This is a genomic window from Cronobacter sp. EKM101R, assembly GCF_963888145.1.
GTDB lineage: Bacteria > Pseudomonadota > Gammaproteobacteria > Enterobacterales > Enterobacteriaceae > Cronobacter > Cronobacter turicensis.
Window position 1 is genome coordinate 297238 of sequence record NZ_CAWPHW010000042.1, and the last position, 15776, is coordinate 313013.

Genomic DNA, 15776 nt, shown 5'->3' on the forward strand with positions numbered 1-15776 from the left:
GCAGGCTGATGCATGAAAATACTGGTGATCGGCCCGTCATGGGTGGGCGACATGATGATGTCGCAAAGTCTCTATCGCACGCTCCGGGCCCGTTATCCGCAGGCGGTGATTGACGTGATGGCGCCCGCGTGGTGCCGTCCGCTGCTGTCGCGCATGCCGGAGGTGAATGAGGCGATCCCCATGCCGCTCGGCCACGGCGCGCTGGGGCTTGGCGAGCGCCGCCGCCTGGGCCATAGCCTGCGCGAGCGTCGCTACGATCGCGCATATGTCCTGCCGAACTCGTTTAAATCGGCGTTGGTGCCGTTTTTTGCGGGCATCCCACACCGTACCGGCTGGCGCGGCGAGATGCGCTACGGCCTGTTAAACGATGTTCGCGTGCTGGATAAACAGGCGTGGCCGCTGATGGTCGAACGCTATGTCGCGCTGGCCTACGATAAGGGCGTAATGCAGTCGGCGAAAGATTTGCCGCAGCCCTTACTCTGGCCGCAACTGCTGGTGACGGATGCGGAAAAAAGCCAGACCTGCGCGCAGTTCGCGCTTTCCGCCGAGCGTCCGGTCATCGGATTCTGCCCTGGCGCGGAGTTCGGCCCGGCGAAACGCTGGCCGCATTATCACTATGCAGAGCTTGCAAAACAGCTGATTGACGAAGGTTATCAGGTGGCGCTGTTCGGCTCGGCGAAAGATCACGAAGCGGGCAATGAAATTCTCGCCGCGCTGAGTGTTGAACAGCAGGCGTGGTGCCGCAATCTGGCGGGTGAGACCCAGCTTGAGCAGGCCGTGGTGCTCATCGCCGCCTGTAAAGCAGTGGTGACCAATGATTCCGGCCTGATGCACGTGGCCGCCGCGCTCGATCGCCCGCTGGTGGCGCTGTACGGGCCGAGCAGCCCGGATTTCACGCCGCCGCTGTCGCATAAGGCGAAAGTCATTCGTCTTATCACCGGCTACCATAAAGTGCGCAAAGGCGACGCCGCCGAAGGCTATCACCAGAGTCTTATCGACATTACGCCCGCGCGCGTACTGGAAACGCTCAACGAACTGCTGCTTAACGAGGAAGCCTGACGGATGCGGGTGCTTGTTGTTAAAACCTCCTCGATGGGCGACGTGCTTCACACGCTGCCCGCCTTAACCGACGCCATGCAGGCGATGCCGGATATCCGTTTCGACTGGGTGGTGGAAGAAGGTTTCGCGCAGATCCCGTCATGGCACCCGGCGGTTGAGCGCGTACTGCCGGTGGCTATCCGCCGCTGGCGTAAGGCGTGGTTTTCCGCGCCGGTCAAAGCCGAGCGGCGCGCGTTTCGCGACGCGCTGCGGGCCGTGAATTATGACGCGGTGATCGACGCACAGGGGCTGGTCAAAAGCGCCGCCCTGGTGACGCGTCTGGCGCGCGGCGTTAAGCATGGCATGGACTGGCAGACGGCGCGCGAGCCGCTCGCGAGCCTTTTTTATAATCGCCGTCACCATATTGCGAAAGCGCAGCACGCCGTGGAGCGCACCCGCGAACTCTTCGCGAAAAGCCTGGGCTATGCAAAACCCGCCGCGCAGGGCGATTACGCCATCGCGCAGCACTTTTTGCGCCAGCCTGCGGATGACGCCGGGCGTTATGTGGTATTCCTGCACGCCACCACGCGCGATGAAAAACACTGGCCGGAAGCGCACTGGCGCGAGCTTATCGCGCTGCTGGGCCCGAGCGGGCTGCAGATCCGCCTGCCGTGGGGCGCGCCGCATGAAGAAGCGCGGGCGAAAAGGCTTGCCGACGGTTTCGATTATGTTCAGGTGCTCCCGCGTCTGACGCTGGAACAGGTCGCCCACCAGCTGGCTGGCGCGCGGTTTGTGGTGTCAGTAGATACAGGTCTGAGCCATCTGACGGCGGCTCTCGATCGTCCAAACTTCACGCTCTATGGCCCCACGGATCCGGGGCTGATTGGGGGGTATGGGAAGAATCAGGTTGTCTGTCGTCCGACAGATTCTGAAAGCCTCGCCGACCTGCCCGCCGCCACCGTTTTCGAATCATTGCATCCCTGGCTTTGCGGGGAAACTTCCGTTTCAGAGAGTGCCCATGCCTGACTTATTCACGCCTGAACATCCGCCGAAGCGGGTTCTGATTATTAAGCTGCGCCACCATGGCGACGTACTGCTGACCTCTCCCTGCTTTACGGTGCTGAAAAAAGCGTACCCGCAGGCGGAGGTGGATGCGCTGGTTTATGACGACACCCAGGCGATGCTGACCAGCCATCCGCATATCGACCAGGTGCATACTATTGGCCGTCACTGGCGCAAGCAGGGCCTGCTTAAGCAGTTTCGGCTTTACCGCGGACTGGTGAAAACCCTCAAAGCCCGCCAGTATGACGTGCTGATTAACCTCACCGAGCACTGGCACGGCGCTCGTCTGGCACGCCTGCTGAAACCACGCGTGTCCGTCGGTTTTCGCCCTGACAAACGCAGCGGTTTCGCGCGTCGCCGCTGGGTAAAATCATTTACCACGCTCTATCCGGCGATTCAGGACAACACGCGTCATATGGTGGAAGTGAACCTCGACGCGCTGCGCCGTATCGGCATTCACCCGGCTACCCGCGATGATAAACGCACCTTGTTCGTACCCGGCGATGAAGCCGAGGCGTTTATTCAGGAGAAACTGGCCGCATTCGGCCTGAAGAGCGGCGACTACATTCTGGTGCACCCCACTTCGCGCTGGATGTTTAAATCCTGGGATATCCGCGCGCTGGCGGCTACTGTCGATGCGCTCGCGAGCCGTGGGCTGCCCGTTATTCTCTCCGCCGCACCTTCACGCGAAGAAACAGAGTATATGGATAAACTCCGCGCTGCGCTGACGCAGCCGGTATTCGATCTGAGCGGCCAGTTGAATCTGAAGCAGCTTGGCGCGCTGATGAAACACGCCCGGATTTACTTCGGCGTGGATTCAATGCCGATGCATCTGGCGAGCGCCGTCGGTACGCCAACCGTGGCGATTTTCGGGCCGACCGGCGCCATCAAATGGTCACCCTGGGGCGTATCGCATCGCGTTATCACCGCAGGCTTTACCTGCCAGCCCTGCGGCAAAGCAGGCTGCGGCGACAGTGGCGTCTCTGACTGCATCACCGCCATTACGCCTCAACAGGTGCTGAGCGCTATTGATACTCTGCTGCTGGAAACGCCCGCATGAAGTTGGCCATCGTGAGGCAGACCTGGAATCCTAACGGCGGCGCGGAGCGTTTTGTCTCGCGCGCGCTGAATGTGCTGTCGCAAAGCGGCGATCTGGATGTCACGCTGATTGCCCGCCAGTGGGAGAGCGGTACGGGCTGGCAAACGCTGACGGTCGATCCGCCGTTTCGCAACCGCAAAGCGCGTGAGGCAGGTTTTGCCGCCGCCGCCGCCGCGCAGTTTGCAGCGTTTGATATTGTGCAAAGCCACGAGCGCATTCCTGGCGCCACGATTTTCCGCGCCGGCGACGGCGTACACGCCGCCTGGCTTGAGCAGTACCATCGCATCCAGTCGCCCCTTGCGCGTTGGGCGCAGTCTTTCAGCGCATATCACCGCTACATTCTCAAGGCCGAGCGCGAGATGTTTATGCATCCGACGCTGCGCAAAGTGATTTGTAACTCCAGAATGGTGCGCGATGATATCGCCCGCCGCTTCGGGCTGGCGGATCATCAACTGACGGTGATTTATAACGGCGTTGACACGTCTGTTTTCCACCCATCAGTAAGTGAGCACTCACTACGCAGCGAGCTTGGTGTTCCGGCCAATGCCCCGGTACTCGCCTATGTCGGCTCTGGCTTTGCCCGTAAAGGCGTCGCAGTGGCGCTGAAAGCGATTGTCGACCATCCGTCCGTCTGGCTGCTGGTGGCCGGGCGTGATAAACACGCGCGGCGTTTCGAAGCGCTGGCGCACAAGCTTGGCGTCGCGGATCGCGTAAAATTTCTCGGCCCGGTCGCAGATATCAAAACGGTATACGGCAGCGCCGATGCGCTGATTTTGCCGACACTCTACGATCCCTTCCCGAATGTGTGTGTGGAAGCGCTCGCCTGTGGTCTGCCGTTATTAACCAGCCACGGCTGCGGGGCGGCGGAATGGGTGCAGGAAGGCGAAAATGGCTGGGTGCGCGATGCGCTTGATGCGCCCGGCTACAGTGAGGCGATTGGCCAGTGGCTGGCAGGGCGCGCCGCCGGGAAAGATTATAGCCGCGCGGCGCGACGCACCGCAGAGCCCTGGACGCTGGAGAGAATGGCCCAGGAGCTCAATGCGCTTTACCGTGAACTGCTGGCCTGACGGCTGGCGTTGCGGAACACGTGTTCCATCGCATCCAGCATACAGTCACGCGTGAAATGGCTGCACAGGTAATCATAACCCTGCTGTGCCAGCCGTTCACGCAGCGCAGCGTCGTCATAGAGCCGCATGATGGCGCTCTTCAAAGCCTGAACATCTCGCTGACCGACTAACAGCCCGGTCTGATTATCAATTACGGCATCCGCCGTACCGCCCGCGTCAGTGGCGATAGTCGCAACGCGCGACGCCAGCGACTGCAGCACGCCCTGCGGCACGCCTTCCATATCATGCGACGGGCTCAGCGCAATATCGAACGCCGGAAACCACCTCTGCGGATCGCTCTGATGCCCGGCCATTACCACGCGAGTCTCCAGCCCCAGCGTGACAATCTCCTGCTCCAGCGCGGCGCGGTGCGGCCCTTCGCCAACAATCGCCAGCCGGATACGCGGATTATCGATTTGCGCCAGCGCCTGCAACAACACGCTGTGACCTTTATTCGGGCGCAGATGAGAAACCACGCCGAGCCAGAAATCGTCTTCGCTTAATCCGCAATGCTGGCGTGCCGCGTGTTTATCGCCCGGCTTAAAGCGTGACGTGTCTACACCGCTTGGCACAGACGTACTGTGAGAAAGCGGTACGCCAATGTCTTCAAGCTGATGGCGCAGCGCTTCGCCCGTCGTCACCACATGCGCGCAGGCGGTGCCGAACAACCAGCGTGTACCGCGGTTGTTGCGCGGCTTGCCGGAGGCGTGACGGGTACGTACCAGCGGCGGAGGGTTACGCAGCGTTGCGCAGGCCAGCGCCACAAGCCAGGTATCTACAGAATTATGGCTATTGATAACATCAATGTGTCCCGCCTCGTGTTTCAGCCAGGCGCGCAGGCGCAGCAGATTAGGGATTTTTTTGCGCCGGATGGGCAGATTGACCACCTTCAGGCCTGCGTCCCGCGCCAGCGTATTCAGCGGTACGTCTTCGGGGCAGACGATAGTGACCTGATGGCCGCGCGCCAGCATGCCGAGAGATTCGTTGATAATACGCAGCGGCTGACCACCCTTCCCGCCGTCCGCTTCGGTATGAACGATATGCATAATCTTCCTGTTATTGACCGGCCTGTGCGGCGGCAATTATACCTTTGGCTTTATTAATGGTTCGCACTTTTTATTCTGCCATTGAAGACGTTTGCGCCTCGCAATGGCAGCCTGACTGGCTCGCACCTTACACAACCCGGCGCAGCAATGCATCCGCAATGAGGGGGAACGGGCGTACGCTTGTGGCTTTCTTTATTACTTCATAGATAATAAGCACCACTGGAACAACGATCTGGCAAACGGCCAGCGCGGTAAGCTGTCGATAAGCCATAACGTCAGATGATGACGGTTTGCCTGTACCCCCGGTATCCAACGGAGAAAGCATGTCTGATACCCCTCTTCTGAGTATTATTGTCGCGGTTTATAATGGCGAAAAATTCCTGAGCGCCTTTTTTGACAGCATTAAAAGTCAGCAATTAGACAGCGTTGAGCTTATCGTCGTGGACGACGGGTCGACCGACCGCTCCGCTGAAATCACCGAAAGCTACCGCGCGCAATTTTCCCGTTTTCAGCATGTAAAACAGGAAAACCAGGGCGTATCCGCGGCCCGTAACACCGGGCTTGCGCTGGCCCATGGGCAATACCTGGCGTTTCCGGATATCGATGACGTTATCTATCCGACGCTTTACCCCCGCCTGCTGGATATTGCCACGCAAAATAATCTGGATGTCGCGACCTGCAACGGTACTTACATCTATGATGACGGTCGCCCCGCGAAGAAAATTTTTCCCTCAGACCGCCTCGGTTCGACGGGCGTTCTGGATGGCCCAACATGGCTGCAGATGGCGCTAAGCTCACGCAAATTCCTGCATGTCACCTGGCTCAATATCTATCGCCACGACTTTATCAAACGTCACGGCTTTAGCTTCGAACATGGCCTGCGCCATCAGGATATCCCGTGGACCACAGAAGTATTGCTGACGGCGCAGCGGGTGCAGTATATCGACGAGACGCTGTATGACTATCTGATCCACGCCGCATCGGTGTCACATACGCCAGGTACTGATGACACGCGTATGCGCTCAGCTCGCCACTATATGAAAATACTGGAGATGCTGAACGCGATTAATGAACGTTACCCGGAGCAGGTGAAACGCGCTCCGGCATGTCACTGGCAGATCGCTAAAGAAGGGCTGGGGATCTTGCATAGCATTAATAATATTGAAGATCCCTCAAAGAAACGTGAAATCACGCGTGAGCTTTTTGATCGGGGCATCTGGGAGATGATCTGGAAAAACGCGCGCGGCTTTAAGCAGCGCTGGCGTCTGGGTCGTCGTTTCTTCCGCCTTAAGAAAATCGCAGGCTAAAAGAGTCTATGCAGGCGCCACCACAGCGCCTGTGTATTTACAGGCGCGTTTTCGGAACGTATTGCGCATCATACGGATACCGTAACACCGCCTGCGCGCGGGCTTTTTCCTGATAATTCCTGATGCCGCGGGCGGTCGCCGCCGCCCGCTTCTTCCTCTCTGTGCTTATCTGTATACTGCCGGCAGGCAAAACTCTCCTGTTGGCGCCAAAACAATAGCTTTACCCCGGTGAAATGCTTAGAATTTGCCCGCCGATACAGAAAATAACGGATATTAGCTTGGAATCGTTGTATACCGCTCTGCTCTACCTGATACAGCCTTTTGTCTGGGTGCGGCTTTTGCTCCGCAGCCGTAAAGCCCCTGCCTATCGCAAACGATGGGGGGAACGCTACGGCTTTTGTCAGGGAAAAGTGTTGCCGGACGGTATCCTGCTGCACTCGGTATCCGTAGGCGAAACCCTGGCCGCCATTCCGCTGGTGCGCGCGCTGCGCCACCGCTATCCGTCTCTGCCGATTACCGTCACCACGATGACGCCGACGGGCTCTGAGCGCGTGCAGTCGGCTTTCGGCAAAGATGTGCATCACGTTTACCTGCCTTACGATCTGCCCTGCGCCATGAACCGTTTTCTGGAAACGGTGCGCCCAAAACTGGTGATCGTCATGGAAACCGAGCTGTGGCCGAATATGATTTCCGCGCTACATCAGCGCAAAATTCCGCTGGTTATCGCCAACGCCCGGCTCTCCGAGCGCTCCGCCAAAGGCTATCAAAAGCTCGGCGGGTTTATGCGCCGCCTGCTTGCGAAAATCACGCTGATTGCCGCGCAGAATGATGAAGACGCCAGCCGTTTTACCGCGCTCGGCCTTAAGCGCAACCAGCTGGCGGTGACCGGCAGCCTGAAATTCGATATTTCCGTAACGCCGGAACTGGCTGCGCGCGCGATTACGCTGCGTCGCCAGTGGGCGCCGCGCCGTCAGGTCTGGATTGCCACCAGCACCCATGATGGCGAAGAAGCGATTATTCTGCAGGCGCATCGCCAGCTGCTGGAAACTTTTCCCGACCTGCTGCTGATCCTGGTGCCACGCCATCCGGAACGTTTCAAAGACGCGCGCGATTTAGTACAGAAAGCGGGCTTTAGCTTTACGCTGCGCAGCACCGGCGAAATTCCGTCCGGAAGTACGCAGGTGGTCATTGGCGACACGATGGGCGAACTGATGCTGTTGTACGGCATCGCCGATCTCGCCTTTGTCGGCGGCAGCCTTGTCGAGCGTGGCGGCCATAACCCGCTGGAGCCTGCCGCGCACGCCATTCCGGTGCTGATGGGCCCGCATACGTTTAACTTCAAAGATATCTGCGCCAAATTGCAGGAAGCCGACGGGCTTATCACCGTCACCGATGCCGATTCACTGGTGAAAGAAATCTCCACGCTTTTGACCGACGAAGATTACCGGCTCTGGTACGGCCGCCATGCGGTAGAAGTGCTGCACCAGAACCAGGGCGCGCTACAGCGCCTGTTGCAGTTGCTACAGCCCTACCTTCCGCAGCGGAGCCACTGATGCGCGCGCGCCTCTCGGTGGTGATGATTGCTAAAAACGCGGCAGCGTTGCTGCCGGATTGCCTCGCTTCTGTGGCCTGGGCTGATGAAATCGTGGTGCTGGATTCCGGCAGCAACGATGACACGGTCGCAATCGCCACAGCCGCTGGTGCGAAAGTGTTTACCGAAAGCGACTGGCAGGGCTACGGCGTTCAGCGTCAGCGGGCCCAACAGTATGCCAGCGGCGACTACATATTGATGATCGATACTGACGAGCGCGTGACGCCGGAGCTGGCGCAGGCGATTCATCAGGTGCTTGAAAACCCCGATCCGCAGACGGTGTACAGCATCGCCCGTCGTAATCTGTTTCTGGGACGCTTTATGCGCCACAGCGGCTGGTATCCGGATCGCGTCACCCGCCTCTATGCGCGCGAGCGCTATCGCTATAATGATAATCAGGTGCATGAATCGCTCGACGCGCCGGGTGCGCGCGTGGCGACACTTTCGGGCGACCTGCTGCATCTGACCTGCCGCGATTTCGCCAGCTTCCAGCGCAAGCAGTTGAATTACGCCACCGCCTGGGCGCACGAGCGCCACCGGAAAGGCAAGAAGGTGTCGGTGGCGGGGATCTTCGGGCGCACGCTGGCCGCGTTCTGCAAAACGCTGATACTGCGCGCAGGCGTTCTGGATGGCCGACAGGGTTGGCTGCTGGCGGTCGTTAACGCCCAGTACACCTTCAACAAATATACCGAGCTGTGGGCGCTGAACCGCGGCTTTACGGAAAAGTAACGCTATGACCACTCGCGCGATTTACCCAGGTACTTTCGACCCGATCACCAACGGTCATCTCGATATCATCACCCGCGCAGCCAGCATGTTTGACGAGCTGATCCTGGCGGTCGCCGCCAGTCCGCATAAGAAGACAATGTTTTCCCTGGATGAGCGCGTAGAGCTCGCGCAGCAAGCCGCGGCGCATCTGCCGAACGTCAGCGTGACCGGTTTTAGTGATTTGATGGCGAACTTCGCGCAGGCACAACAGGCGAATGTTCTGGTGCGCGGCCTGCGCACCGCGGGCGATTTCGAATATGAGATGCAGCTGGCGCATATGAACCGGCATCTGATGCCGTCGCTTGAAAGCGTCTTTCTGATGCCGTCGAAAGAGTGGTCGTTTATCTCCTCGAGCCTGGTGAAGGAAGTGGCGCGCCACAAGGGCGACGTCTCCCACTTCCTGCCTGCGCACGTTCACCAGGCGCTGCTGGAAAAGCTGCGTTAATCACTTCTGACAGCGTCGGCACCAGTAGGTGCGGCGCTGAGCATGCTTCCCCGCCAGAATCGGCGTGCCGCACACCCGGCACGGTTCACCTTCGCGCCCGTAGACCTGTAACTGTTGCGCAAAATAGCCCGGTTTGCCGTCGCTTTGCAGAAAATCGCGCAGCGTCGTGCCGCCCTGTTCAATTGATCGTAACAGCACCGCTTTGATCGCCTGGGCCAGCAGTTCACACTCTTTTTCCGACAGCGACGAGGCCAGCCGATCGGGATGGATCCCGGCGGCAAACAGCGATTCGCTGGCGTAAATGTTACCGACGCCTACCACCAGTTTGTTATCCATCAGCCAGGGTTTAATCGCGACTTTCTTTTTCGCGCATTTATCCCGCAGGTACGCGCCGTTAAAGGCGTCGCTTAGCGGCTCCGGCCCCAGATGCGCCAGCACATTGTGGCCTTCGAGTTCACGCGTCCACAGCCAGGCGCCGAAACGGCGTGGGTCGGTGTAGCGCAGCACTTTGCCGTTGCTCATCACCAGGTCGACATGATCATGCTTCTCGGCCGGGCGCTCTTCCGGCAGGATGCGCAGGCTGCCGGACATGCCAAGGTGGATGATTATCCAGCCGTCCGGCAGTTCCAGCAGCAGGTATTTGGCGCGACGCTGCACGCTGAGAACGGGTTTGTCGCTTAACGCATGGATTTCATCAGATACCGGCCAGCGCAGGCGGCCGTTACGTACAACAGCGTGCAGTATCGTTTCGCCAACCAGATGCGGTTCAATCCCGCGACGGCTGGTTTCCACCTCAGGTAATTCAGGCATAGCGTCTCTCGCGTGAGTTCATTAACAGGGAGCGGTAACAGAAGATATGAGGGCGGTTCGGAAAACAAAAAACCCCGCCGGAGCGGGGTTTTTGTACAAATCGGACAAAAATCTTATTTGATTTTAGCTTCTTTGTAGAGAACGTGCTGACGGACAACCGGATCGAATTTCTTCAGTTCCAGTTTTTCCGGCTTAGTACGTTTGTTCTTCGTAGTGGTATAGAAGTGACCAGTACCAGCAGAAGAAACCAGCTTGATTTTCTCGCGAATACCTTTAGCCATGATTTATTTCCTCTAAGTACTTAGTACTTTTCGCCACGGGCACGCAGTTCAGAAAGAACTACATCGATGCCTTTTTTATCAATTACACGCATACCTTTAGCAGATACGCGCAGAGTAACGAAACGCTTTTCGCTCTCAACCCAGAAACGGTGAGAGTGCAGGTTCGGCAGAAAACGGCGTTTAGTCGCGTTCAGTGCGTGGGAACGGTTGTTACCGGTCACCGGACGCTTGCCAGTTACTTGGCAGACTCGGGACATGTCTATTCTCCAAAAATCAAATTAGCTCGAGCTTCGTATAGGGTGTTGGCAGCCTCGTCAGGCCTGATGGCCCAGTCTGGCGGTTCAATGGAACTCGCATTGCCAGGCCCACATGCCAAACCCGAGATTCTCAAAGGTGGCGTAGTATACGCTGCCGGGACCGTCTGCTCAAGTCCCGAACAGATAAAGATCGCTAAGGATCGCCACGTCTGGCTTATATCCACCCACGTTCGGCGAAAGAAACGTATTCTCCACGCCCAATGACCAGATGGTCAAGCACCCGAATGTCCACCAGCTGACAACATTTTACGATACGCTCGGTGACCATTTTATCCGCCCGGCTGGGCTCGGCGTGCCCGGAAGGGTGATTATGCGCAAGGATAATCCCGGCGGCGTTGAGCCGTACCGCCTCGCGAACGATCTCCCGCGGATGCACTTCAACATGGCTGAGCGTGCCGGTGAACAGCGTATTTTGCCTGATAATACGGTTCTGGCTATCAAGAAAAATCACCAGAAACATTTCGCGCTCCTGCTCCGCCAGCTGGCTTTCCAGAAATTCACGCGTAATCGTCGGGCTCAGCAGCGCCGTCTCTTCGTTGGGCCGCGAGCGATAATAGCGCCGCGCCAGTTCGCCGATGGCCCTGAGCTGCACGTATTTCGCCATGCCGACGCCGCCAATTTGTCGAAATGGCGCGATATCCGCCGACAACAACCCGTACAGCGAGCCAAAATGCGCCAGCAGCCGTTTTGCCAGCGTCATGACATCCATACCCGGCGTCCCGGTACGCAGGAAAATCGCCAGCAATTCTTCATCGCTTAAATCCGCCGCGCCGTATCGCATGAGCTTTTCCCGCGGCCCGTAGTCCATTTTCGCCATCGTCTTCCCTGCCCTTATGTCGCTACGCCATTATCCGCTGGCGGCCAGAGGCTGGCGACAGCGGTTTTTCATCCCTGCGCGACGTCTCGCAAAGTTTAAATTTCATACCGCCGCGCAGTTTTTGGGATTGTGATAAAATGCCCGCTTTCCAGAAAGTGACAGGAAGAGAAGACCATGGGCCTTGCCGGTAAAAAAATCGTTCTGGGCGTCAGCGGCGGCATTGCGGCGTATAAAACGCCGGAACTGGTGCGCCGTCTGCGCGAGCGCGGCGCGGAAGTGCGCGTTGCAATGACCGAGGCAGCGAAAGCGTTTATTACGCCGCTGAGCCTGCAGGCCGTTTCCGGCTACCCTGTGTCAGACAGCCTGCTTGACCCGGCAGCTGAAGCCGCAATGGGTCATATTGAACTGGGCAAATGGGCGGATTTAGTGATTCTCGCGCCCGCCACCGCCGATCTCATTGCGCGCGTCGCCGCGGGCATGGCGAACGATCTGGTGACAACGATTTGTCTCGCCACGCCGTCGCCTGTCGCCGTCGTCCCGGCCATGAATCAGCAGATGTACCGTAATATCGCGACGCAGCAGAATATCGAGCAGCTCGCCTCGCGTGGTTTACGTATCTGGGGGCCGGACAGCGGCAGTCAGGCCTGCGGCGATGTTGGCCCCGGCCGTATGCTCGACCCGCTAGAAATTGTGGAGCTTGCCGCAAACCACTTCGCGCCTGTCAACGATCTGCAACATCTCAACATCATGATTACCGCGGGTCCGACCCGTGAGCGGCTGGATCCGGTGCGCTATATCACCAACGACAGCTCCGGCAAAATGGGGTTTGCGATTGCGGCGGCAGCGAGCGCTCGCGGCGCGCGCGTTACGCTGGTCGCCGGGCCGGTCGCCCTGGCGACGCCGCCTGGGGTGGAGAGAATCGATGTCGGGAGCGCGCTGGAAATGGAAGCCGCCGTTCAGCAACGTGCGCAGCAGCAGCAGATTTTCATCGGCTGCGCGGCCGTCGCGGACTACCGGGCCGAGACCATTTCTTCTGAAAAAATAAAAAAACAGGGCGATGAGCTGACGCTGAAAATGGTGAAAAATCCCGATATTGTCGCAGGCGTCGCGGCGCTCTCACAAAATCGCCCTTATGTTGTCGGGTTTGCTGCCGAAACAAATAATGTGGAAGAATATGCGCGGCAAAAACGCCTGCGCAAAAACCTTGATCTGATTTGCGCCAACGATGTGTCGCAAGCCGGTCACGGCTTTAACAGCGATACCAACGCTTTGCATCTTTTCTGGCAGGAGGGAGAGAAAGTCTTACCGCTTGAGCGGAAGGCGCTCCTTGGCCAACGTTTACTGGACGAGATTGTTACCCGTTATGATGAAAAAAATCGACGTTAAGATTCTGGACCCGCGCGTGGGCGAGCAATTCCCGCTGCCGACGTATGCCACCTCTGGCTCAGCAGGCCTCGATCTGCGCGCCTGCCTGGACGAGTCCGTTGAACTGGCGCCGGGTGCGACGACGCTCCTGCCAACCGGTCTGGCTATTCATATCGCCGATCCAACGCTTGCCGCCGTTATTCTGCCGCGCTCTGGCCTTGGACATAAACATGGCGTTGTGCTGGGTAACCTGGTCGGCCTTATCGATTCCGACTACCAGGGCCAGCTGATGGTTTCCGTCTGGAACCGCGGCCAGCAGAGCTTCACGATTGAACCGGGCGAGCGCATCGCGCAAATGGTGTTTGTGCCAGTGGTGCAGGCGGAATTTAATCTGGTTGAAGACTTTGCCGCCACCGATCGCGGCGAAGGCGGCTTCGGGCACTCCGGGCGTAAATAAGCTGCCCGCGTAACCGCGCATTCCTTAAGTTAAATAAAGCGAACAGATTGCCGCAGGCGAAAGCCTGCGGACGCTTTGTGGATGCTCGCCTGGCAAGTGATTATTTTTCAGGGGTATTTTAAAACATGGCAGAAAAACAAACCGCGAAAAGGAACCGTCGCGAAGAAATACTTCAGTCTCTGGCGCAGATGCTTGAATCCAGCGATGGCAGCCAACGTATTACGACCGCAAAACTGGCGGCTTCCGTTGGCGTTTCCGAAGCGGCGCTTTATCGCCACTTCCCCAGCAAAACCCGCATGTTCGACAGCCTGATTGAATTTATTGAAGACAGTCTGATTACCCGCATTAATCTGATTCTGAAAGATGAAAAAGAGACGCTTAACCGCCTGCGTCTGATTGTGCAGCTCATCCTCGGTTTCGGCGAGCGTAACCCGGGGCTGACCCGTATTCTTACCGGCCATGCGCTGATGTTTGAACAGGATCGTTTACAGGGGCGCATTAACCAGCTGTTTGAGCGTATTGAAGCGCAGTTGCGCCAGGTGTTGCGCGAGAAGAAAATGCGCGAAGGCGAAGGCTATGCGACTGACGAAGCGCTGCTGGCAAGCCAGCTGCTGGCGTTTTGCGAAGGGATGTTGTCGCGCTTTGTGCGCAGTGAGTTCCGCTACAGCCCGACGGCGGATTTCGAAGCCCGTTGGCCACTGCTGGCCGCGCAGCTGCAATAACGCCGATGCAGGCAGAGAAAAAAGGCCGGATATCCGGCCTTTTTTCTTTCTGTCAGACGCCGTATTGCTGGCGATAAGCCTCTACCGCAGCCAGATGGTTGGCCATCTCCGGTTTTTCCGCCAGATACGCGATAAGCTCGTTAAGCGTAATAATCGCAATTACCTGACAACCGTAATCGCGCTCCACTTCCTGAATGGCGGAAAGCTCGCCGCGTCCGCGCTCCTGCCTGTCGAGCGAAATCATCACCCCCGCAAGCGTTGCGCCGTGCGCCTGAATAATTTCCATGGATTCACGGATCGCGGTACCCGCGGTAATCACATCATCCACCAGCATGACGCGGCCCTGAAGCGGGCTGCCAACCAGGCTGCCGCCTTCGCCGTGGTCTTTCGCCTCTTTACGGTTAAAGCAGTACGGCACGTCGCGATCGTGATGTTCTGAAAGCGCGACGGCGGTCGTGGTGGCGATAGGAATGCCTTTGTAAGCGGGGCCGAACAGCAGATCGAAATCAATGCCGGAATCAACCAGCGCCTCAGCATAAAAACGGCCCAGCAACGCCAGATCGCGACCGGTATTAAACAAACCGGCGTTAAAGAAGTAAGGGCTCTGGCGCCCGGATTTCAGCGTGAACTCACCAAATTTAAGCACCTGTTTGTTAAGGGCGAATTCAATAAACTGGCGCTGATACGGTTTCATGGCTTTGCTCCTCAGATAGCATATTGCAGGCATAAAAAAGGCGACTTTTCAGTCGCCTTAAAAATCAGTTTGCTAACGCCGCCTTCTGCGACGCCACGATCGACTCGATTCCCCCGCGGGCCAGCGCCAGCAAGTCGAGCAACTCCTCATGGGTGAAGGGCTCGCCTTCTGCCGTGCCCTGCACTTCAATCATGCGACCGTCTTCGGTCATGACGACGTTCATATCGGTGTCGGCGGCGGAATCTTCCACATACTCCAAATCGCATACCGCTTCGCCGTTAACGATACCAACGGATACCGCCGCAACCATTCCTTTCAGCGGATTGGTTTTCAGCTTGCCCGCCGCAACCAGCGCGTTCAGCGCATCAGCAAGCGCAACGCAGGCACCGGTAATGGACGCCGTGCGGGTGCCGCCGTCGGCCTGAATCACATCGCAGTCGAGGGTAATGGTAAATTCGCCCAGCGCTTTAAGATCCACCGCAGCGCGCAGCGCACGGGCAATCAGACGCTGAATTTCGAGTGTGCGGCCGCCCTGTTTGCCTTTCGCCGCTTCACGGGCGTTACGGGTATGGGTCGCGCGCGGCAACATGCCATATTCGGCTGTGATCCAGCCTTGTCCCTGGCCTTTCAGGAAGCGCGGCACGCCTTCTTCAATGGAGGCGGTGCAAAGCACTTTGGTATCGCCAAACTCAACCAGCACGGAGCCTTCTGCGTGTTTAGTGTAATGACGGGTCAGGGTAACTGGGCGCACTTCTGATGCGCTACGGCCTGCTGGACGCATGGGCATATCTCCGGCTTGTTAACGAATGTGGCTGCGCATTATACGGGCTGAAAGCGCTTATTCCTATCCT

18 protein-coding genes are annotated in these 15776 nt (G+C 58.1%); 11 read left to right on the forward strand and 7 right to left on the reverse strand.

The features are described from left to right. The first annotated feature begins 12 nt into the window (after window positions 1-12). Genes rfaF through AACV31_RS18830 form a run of 4 tightly spaced genes read left to right on the forward strand, consistent with a single transcriptional unit; the run spans window position 13 to window position 4266 of the window. Window positions 13-1059, forward strand: coding sequence for an ADP-heptose--LPS heptosyltransferase RfaF (rfaF, locus tag AACV31_RS18815; protein ID WP_087600507.1), 1047 nt, complete (start codon window positions 13-15; stop codon window positions 1057-1059). Between the two features lie 3 nt (window positions 1060-1062). Beyond that, window positions 1063-2064: a lipopolysaccharide heptosyltransferase RfaC gene (rfaC, locus tag AACV31_RS18820; RefSeq protein ID WP_165155062.1), complete on the forward strand. Its 1002-nt coding sequence runs from the start codon at window positions 1063-1065 to the stop codon at window positions 2062-2064. Further along, the gene (gene rfaQ / locus AACV31_RS18825; protein ID WP_165155061.1) at window positions 2057-3160 is read left to right on the forward strand and encodes a putative lipopolysaccharide heptosyltransferase III; all 1104 of its coding nucleotides are present in this window, start codon (window positions 2057-2059) and stop codon (window positions 3158-3160) included. The genes rfaC and rfaQ overlap by 8 nt, the downstream gene beginning before the upstream one ends. Next, window positions 3157-4266 carry a glycosyltransferase family 4 protein gene (locus tag AACV31_RS18830; RefSeq protein ID WP_075197246.1) on the forward strand — a complete coding sequence of 370 codons (1110 nt, stop codon included), beginning with the start codon at window positions 3157-3159 and terminating at the stop codon, window positions 4264-4266. The genes rfaQ and AACV31_RS18830 overlap by 4 nt, the downstream gene beginning before the upstream one ends. Here the strand turns inward: AACV31_RS18830 and AACV31_RS18835 are convergent. Next, the gene (locus AACV31_RS18835; RefSeq protein ID WP_165155059.1) at window positions 4245-5351 is read right to left on the reverse strand and encodes a glycosyltransferase family 4 protein; all 1107 of its coding nucleotides are present in this window, start codon (window positions 5349-5351) and stop codon (window positions 4245-4247) included. The two genes, AACV31_RS18830 and AACV31_RS18835, sit on opposite strands and share 22 nt — an antisense overlap. Window positions 5352-5674: 323 nt before the next feature. Between AACV31_RS18835 and AACV31_RS18840 the strand changes: the two genes are divergently transcribed. The 4 genes from AACV31_RS18840 to coaD all read left to right on the forward strand — a co-directional run bounded on the left by AACV31_RS18840 (window position 5675) and on the right by coaD (window position 9462). Further along, the gene (locus AACV31_RS18840) at window positions 5675-6658 is read left to right on the forward strand and encodes a glycosyltransferase (protein ID WP_165155057.1); all 984 of its coding nucleotides are present in this window, start codon (window positions 5675-5677) and stop codon (window positions 6656-6658) included. 278 nt (window positions 6659-6936) lie between these two features. Beyond that, window positions 6937-8211: a lipid IV(A) 3-deoxy-D-manno-octulosonic acid transferase gene (gene waaA, locus AACV31_RS18845; RefSeq protein ID WP_108695566.1), complete on the forward strand. Its 1275-nt coding sequence runs from the start codon at window positions 6937-6939 to the stop codon at window positions 8209-8211. Continuing rightward, window positions 8211-8978: a glycosyltransferase family 2 protein gene (locus AACV31_RS18850; RefSeq protein WP_165155055.1), complete on the forward strand. Its 768-nt coding sequence runs from the start codon at window positions 8211-8213 to the stop codon at window positions 8976-8978. The genes waaA and AACV31_RS18850 overlap by 1 nt, the downstream gene beginning before the upstream one ends. A 4-nt stretch (window positions 8979-8982) precedes the next feature. Then, window positions 8983-9462 (forward strand): pantetheine-phosphate adenylyltransferase, encoded by a 480-nt coding sequence (gene coaD / locus AACV31_RS18855; protein ID WP_105538131.1) that lies wholly within the window; start codon window positions 8983-8985, stop codon window positions 9460-9462. Here the strand turns inward: coaD and mutM are convergent, their stop codons facing one another. From mutM to radC, 4 genes are all read right to left on the reverse strand, one after another. Next, complete coding sequence (gene mutM / locus AACV31_RS18860) at window positions 9463-10272, reverse strand: bifunctional DNA-formamidopyrimidine glycosylase/DNA-(apurinic or apyrimidinic site) lyase (RefSeq protein ID WP_007765542.1); 810 nt, start codon at window positions 10270-10272, stop codon at window positions 9463-9465. It lies immediately after the preceding gene. Between the two features lie 113 nt (window positions 10273-10385). After that, entirely contained in the window at window positions 10386-10553 is a 168-nt protein-coding gene (gene rpmG, locus AACV31_RS18865) for a 50S ribosomal protein L33 (protein ID WP_003024094.1), read from the reverse strand. A gap of 20 nt (window positions 10554-10573) precedes the next feature. After that, window positions 10574-10810, reverse strand: coding sequence for a 50S ribosomal protein L28 (rpmB, locus tag AACV31_RS18870; protein ID WP_004388471.1), 237 nt, complete (start codon window positions 10808-10810; stop codon window positions 10574-10576). Window positions 10811-11024: 214 nt separating this feature from the next. Next, entirely contained in the window at window positions 11025-11687 is a 663-nt protein-coding gene (gene radC, locus AACV31_RS18875; protein WP_007765544.1) for a RadC family protein, read from the reverse strand. 174 nt (window positions 11688-11861) lie between these two features. Between radC and coaBC the strand changes: the two genes are divergently transcribed. The 3 genes from coaBC to slmA all read left to right on the forward strand — a co-directional run bounded on the left by coaBC (window position 11862) and on the right by slmA (window position 14231). After that, window positions 11862-13073: a bifunctional phosphopantothenoylcysteine decarboxylase/phosphopantothenate--cysteine ligase CoaBC gene (coaBC, locus tag AACV31_RS18880; RefSeq protein WP_015742956.1), complete on the forward strand. Its 1212-nt coding sequence runs from the start codon at window positions 11862-11864 to the stop codon at window positions 13071-13073. After that, window positions 13051-13509 (forward strand): dUTP diphosphatase, encoded by a 459-nt coding sequence (gene dut / locus AACV31_RS18885; protein ID WP_032806938.1) that lies wholly within the window; start codon window positions 13051-13053, stop codon window positions 13507-13509. Before coaBC ends, dut begins: the two co-directional genes overlap by 23 nt. A gap of 125 nt (window positions 13510-13634) precedes the next feature. Beyond that, complete coding sequence (gene slmA / locus AACV31_RS18890) at window positions 13635-14231, forward strand: nucleoid occlusion factor SlmA (RefSeq protein ID WP_007703339.1); 597 nt, start codon at window positions 13635-13637, stop codon at window positions 14229-14231. 52 nt (window positions 14232-14283) lie between these two features. Here the strand turns inward: slmA and pyrE are convergent, their stop codons facing one another. Next, window positions 14284-14925, reverse strand: coding sequence for an orotate phosphoribosyltransferase (pyrE, locus tag AACV31_RS18895; RefSeq protein ID WP_015742958.1), 642 nt, complete (start codon window positions 14923-14925; stop codon window positions 14284-14286). A 64-nt stretch (window positions 14926-14989) separates the two neighbouring features. Beyond that, on the reverse strand, window positions 14990-15706 hold the full coding sequence (gene rph / locus AACV31_RS18900; protein ID WP_007765560.1) for a ribonuclease PH: 717 nt from the start codon (window positions 15704-15706) through the stop codon (window positions 14990-14992). Window positions 15707-15776 lie beyond the last annotated feature (70 nt).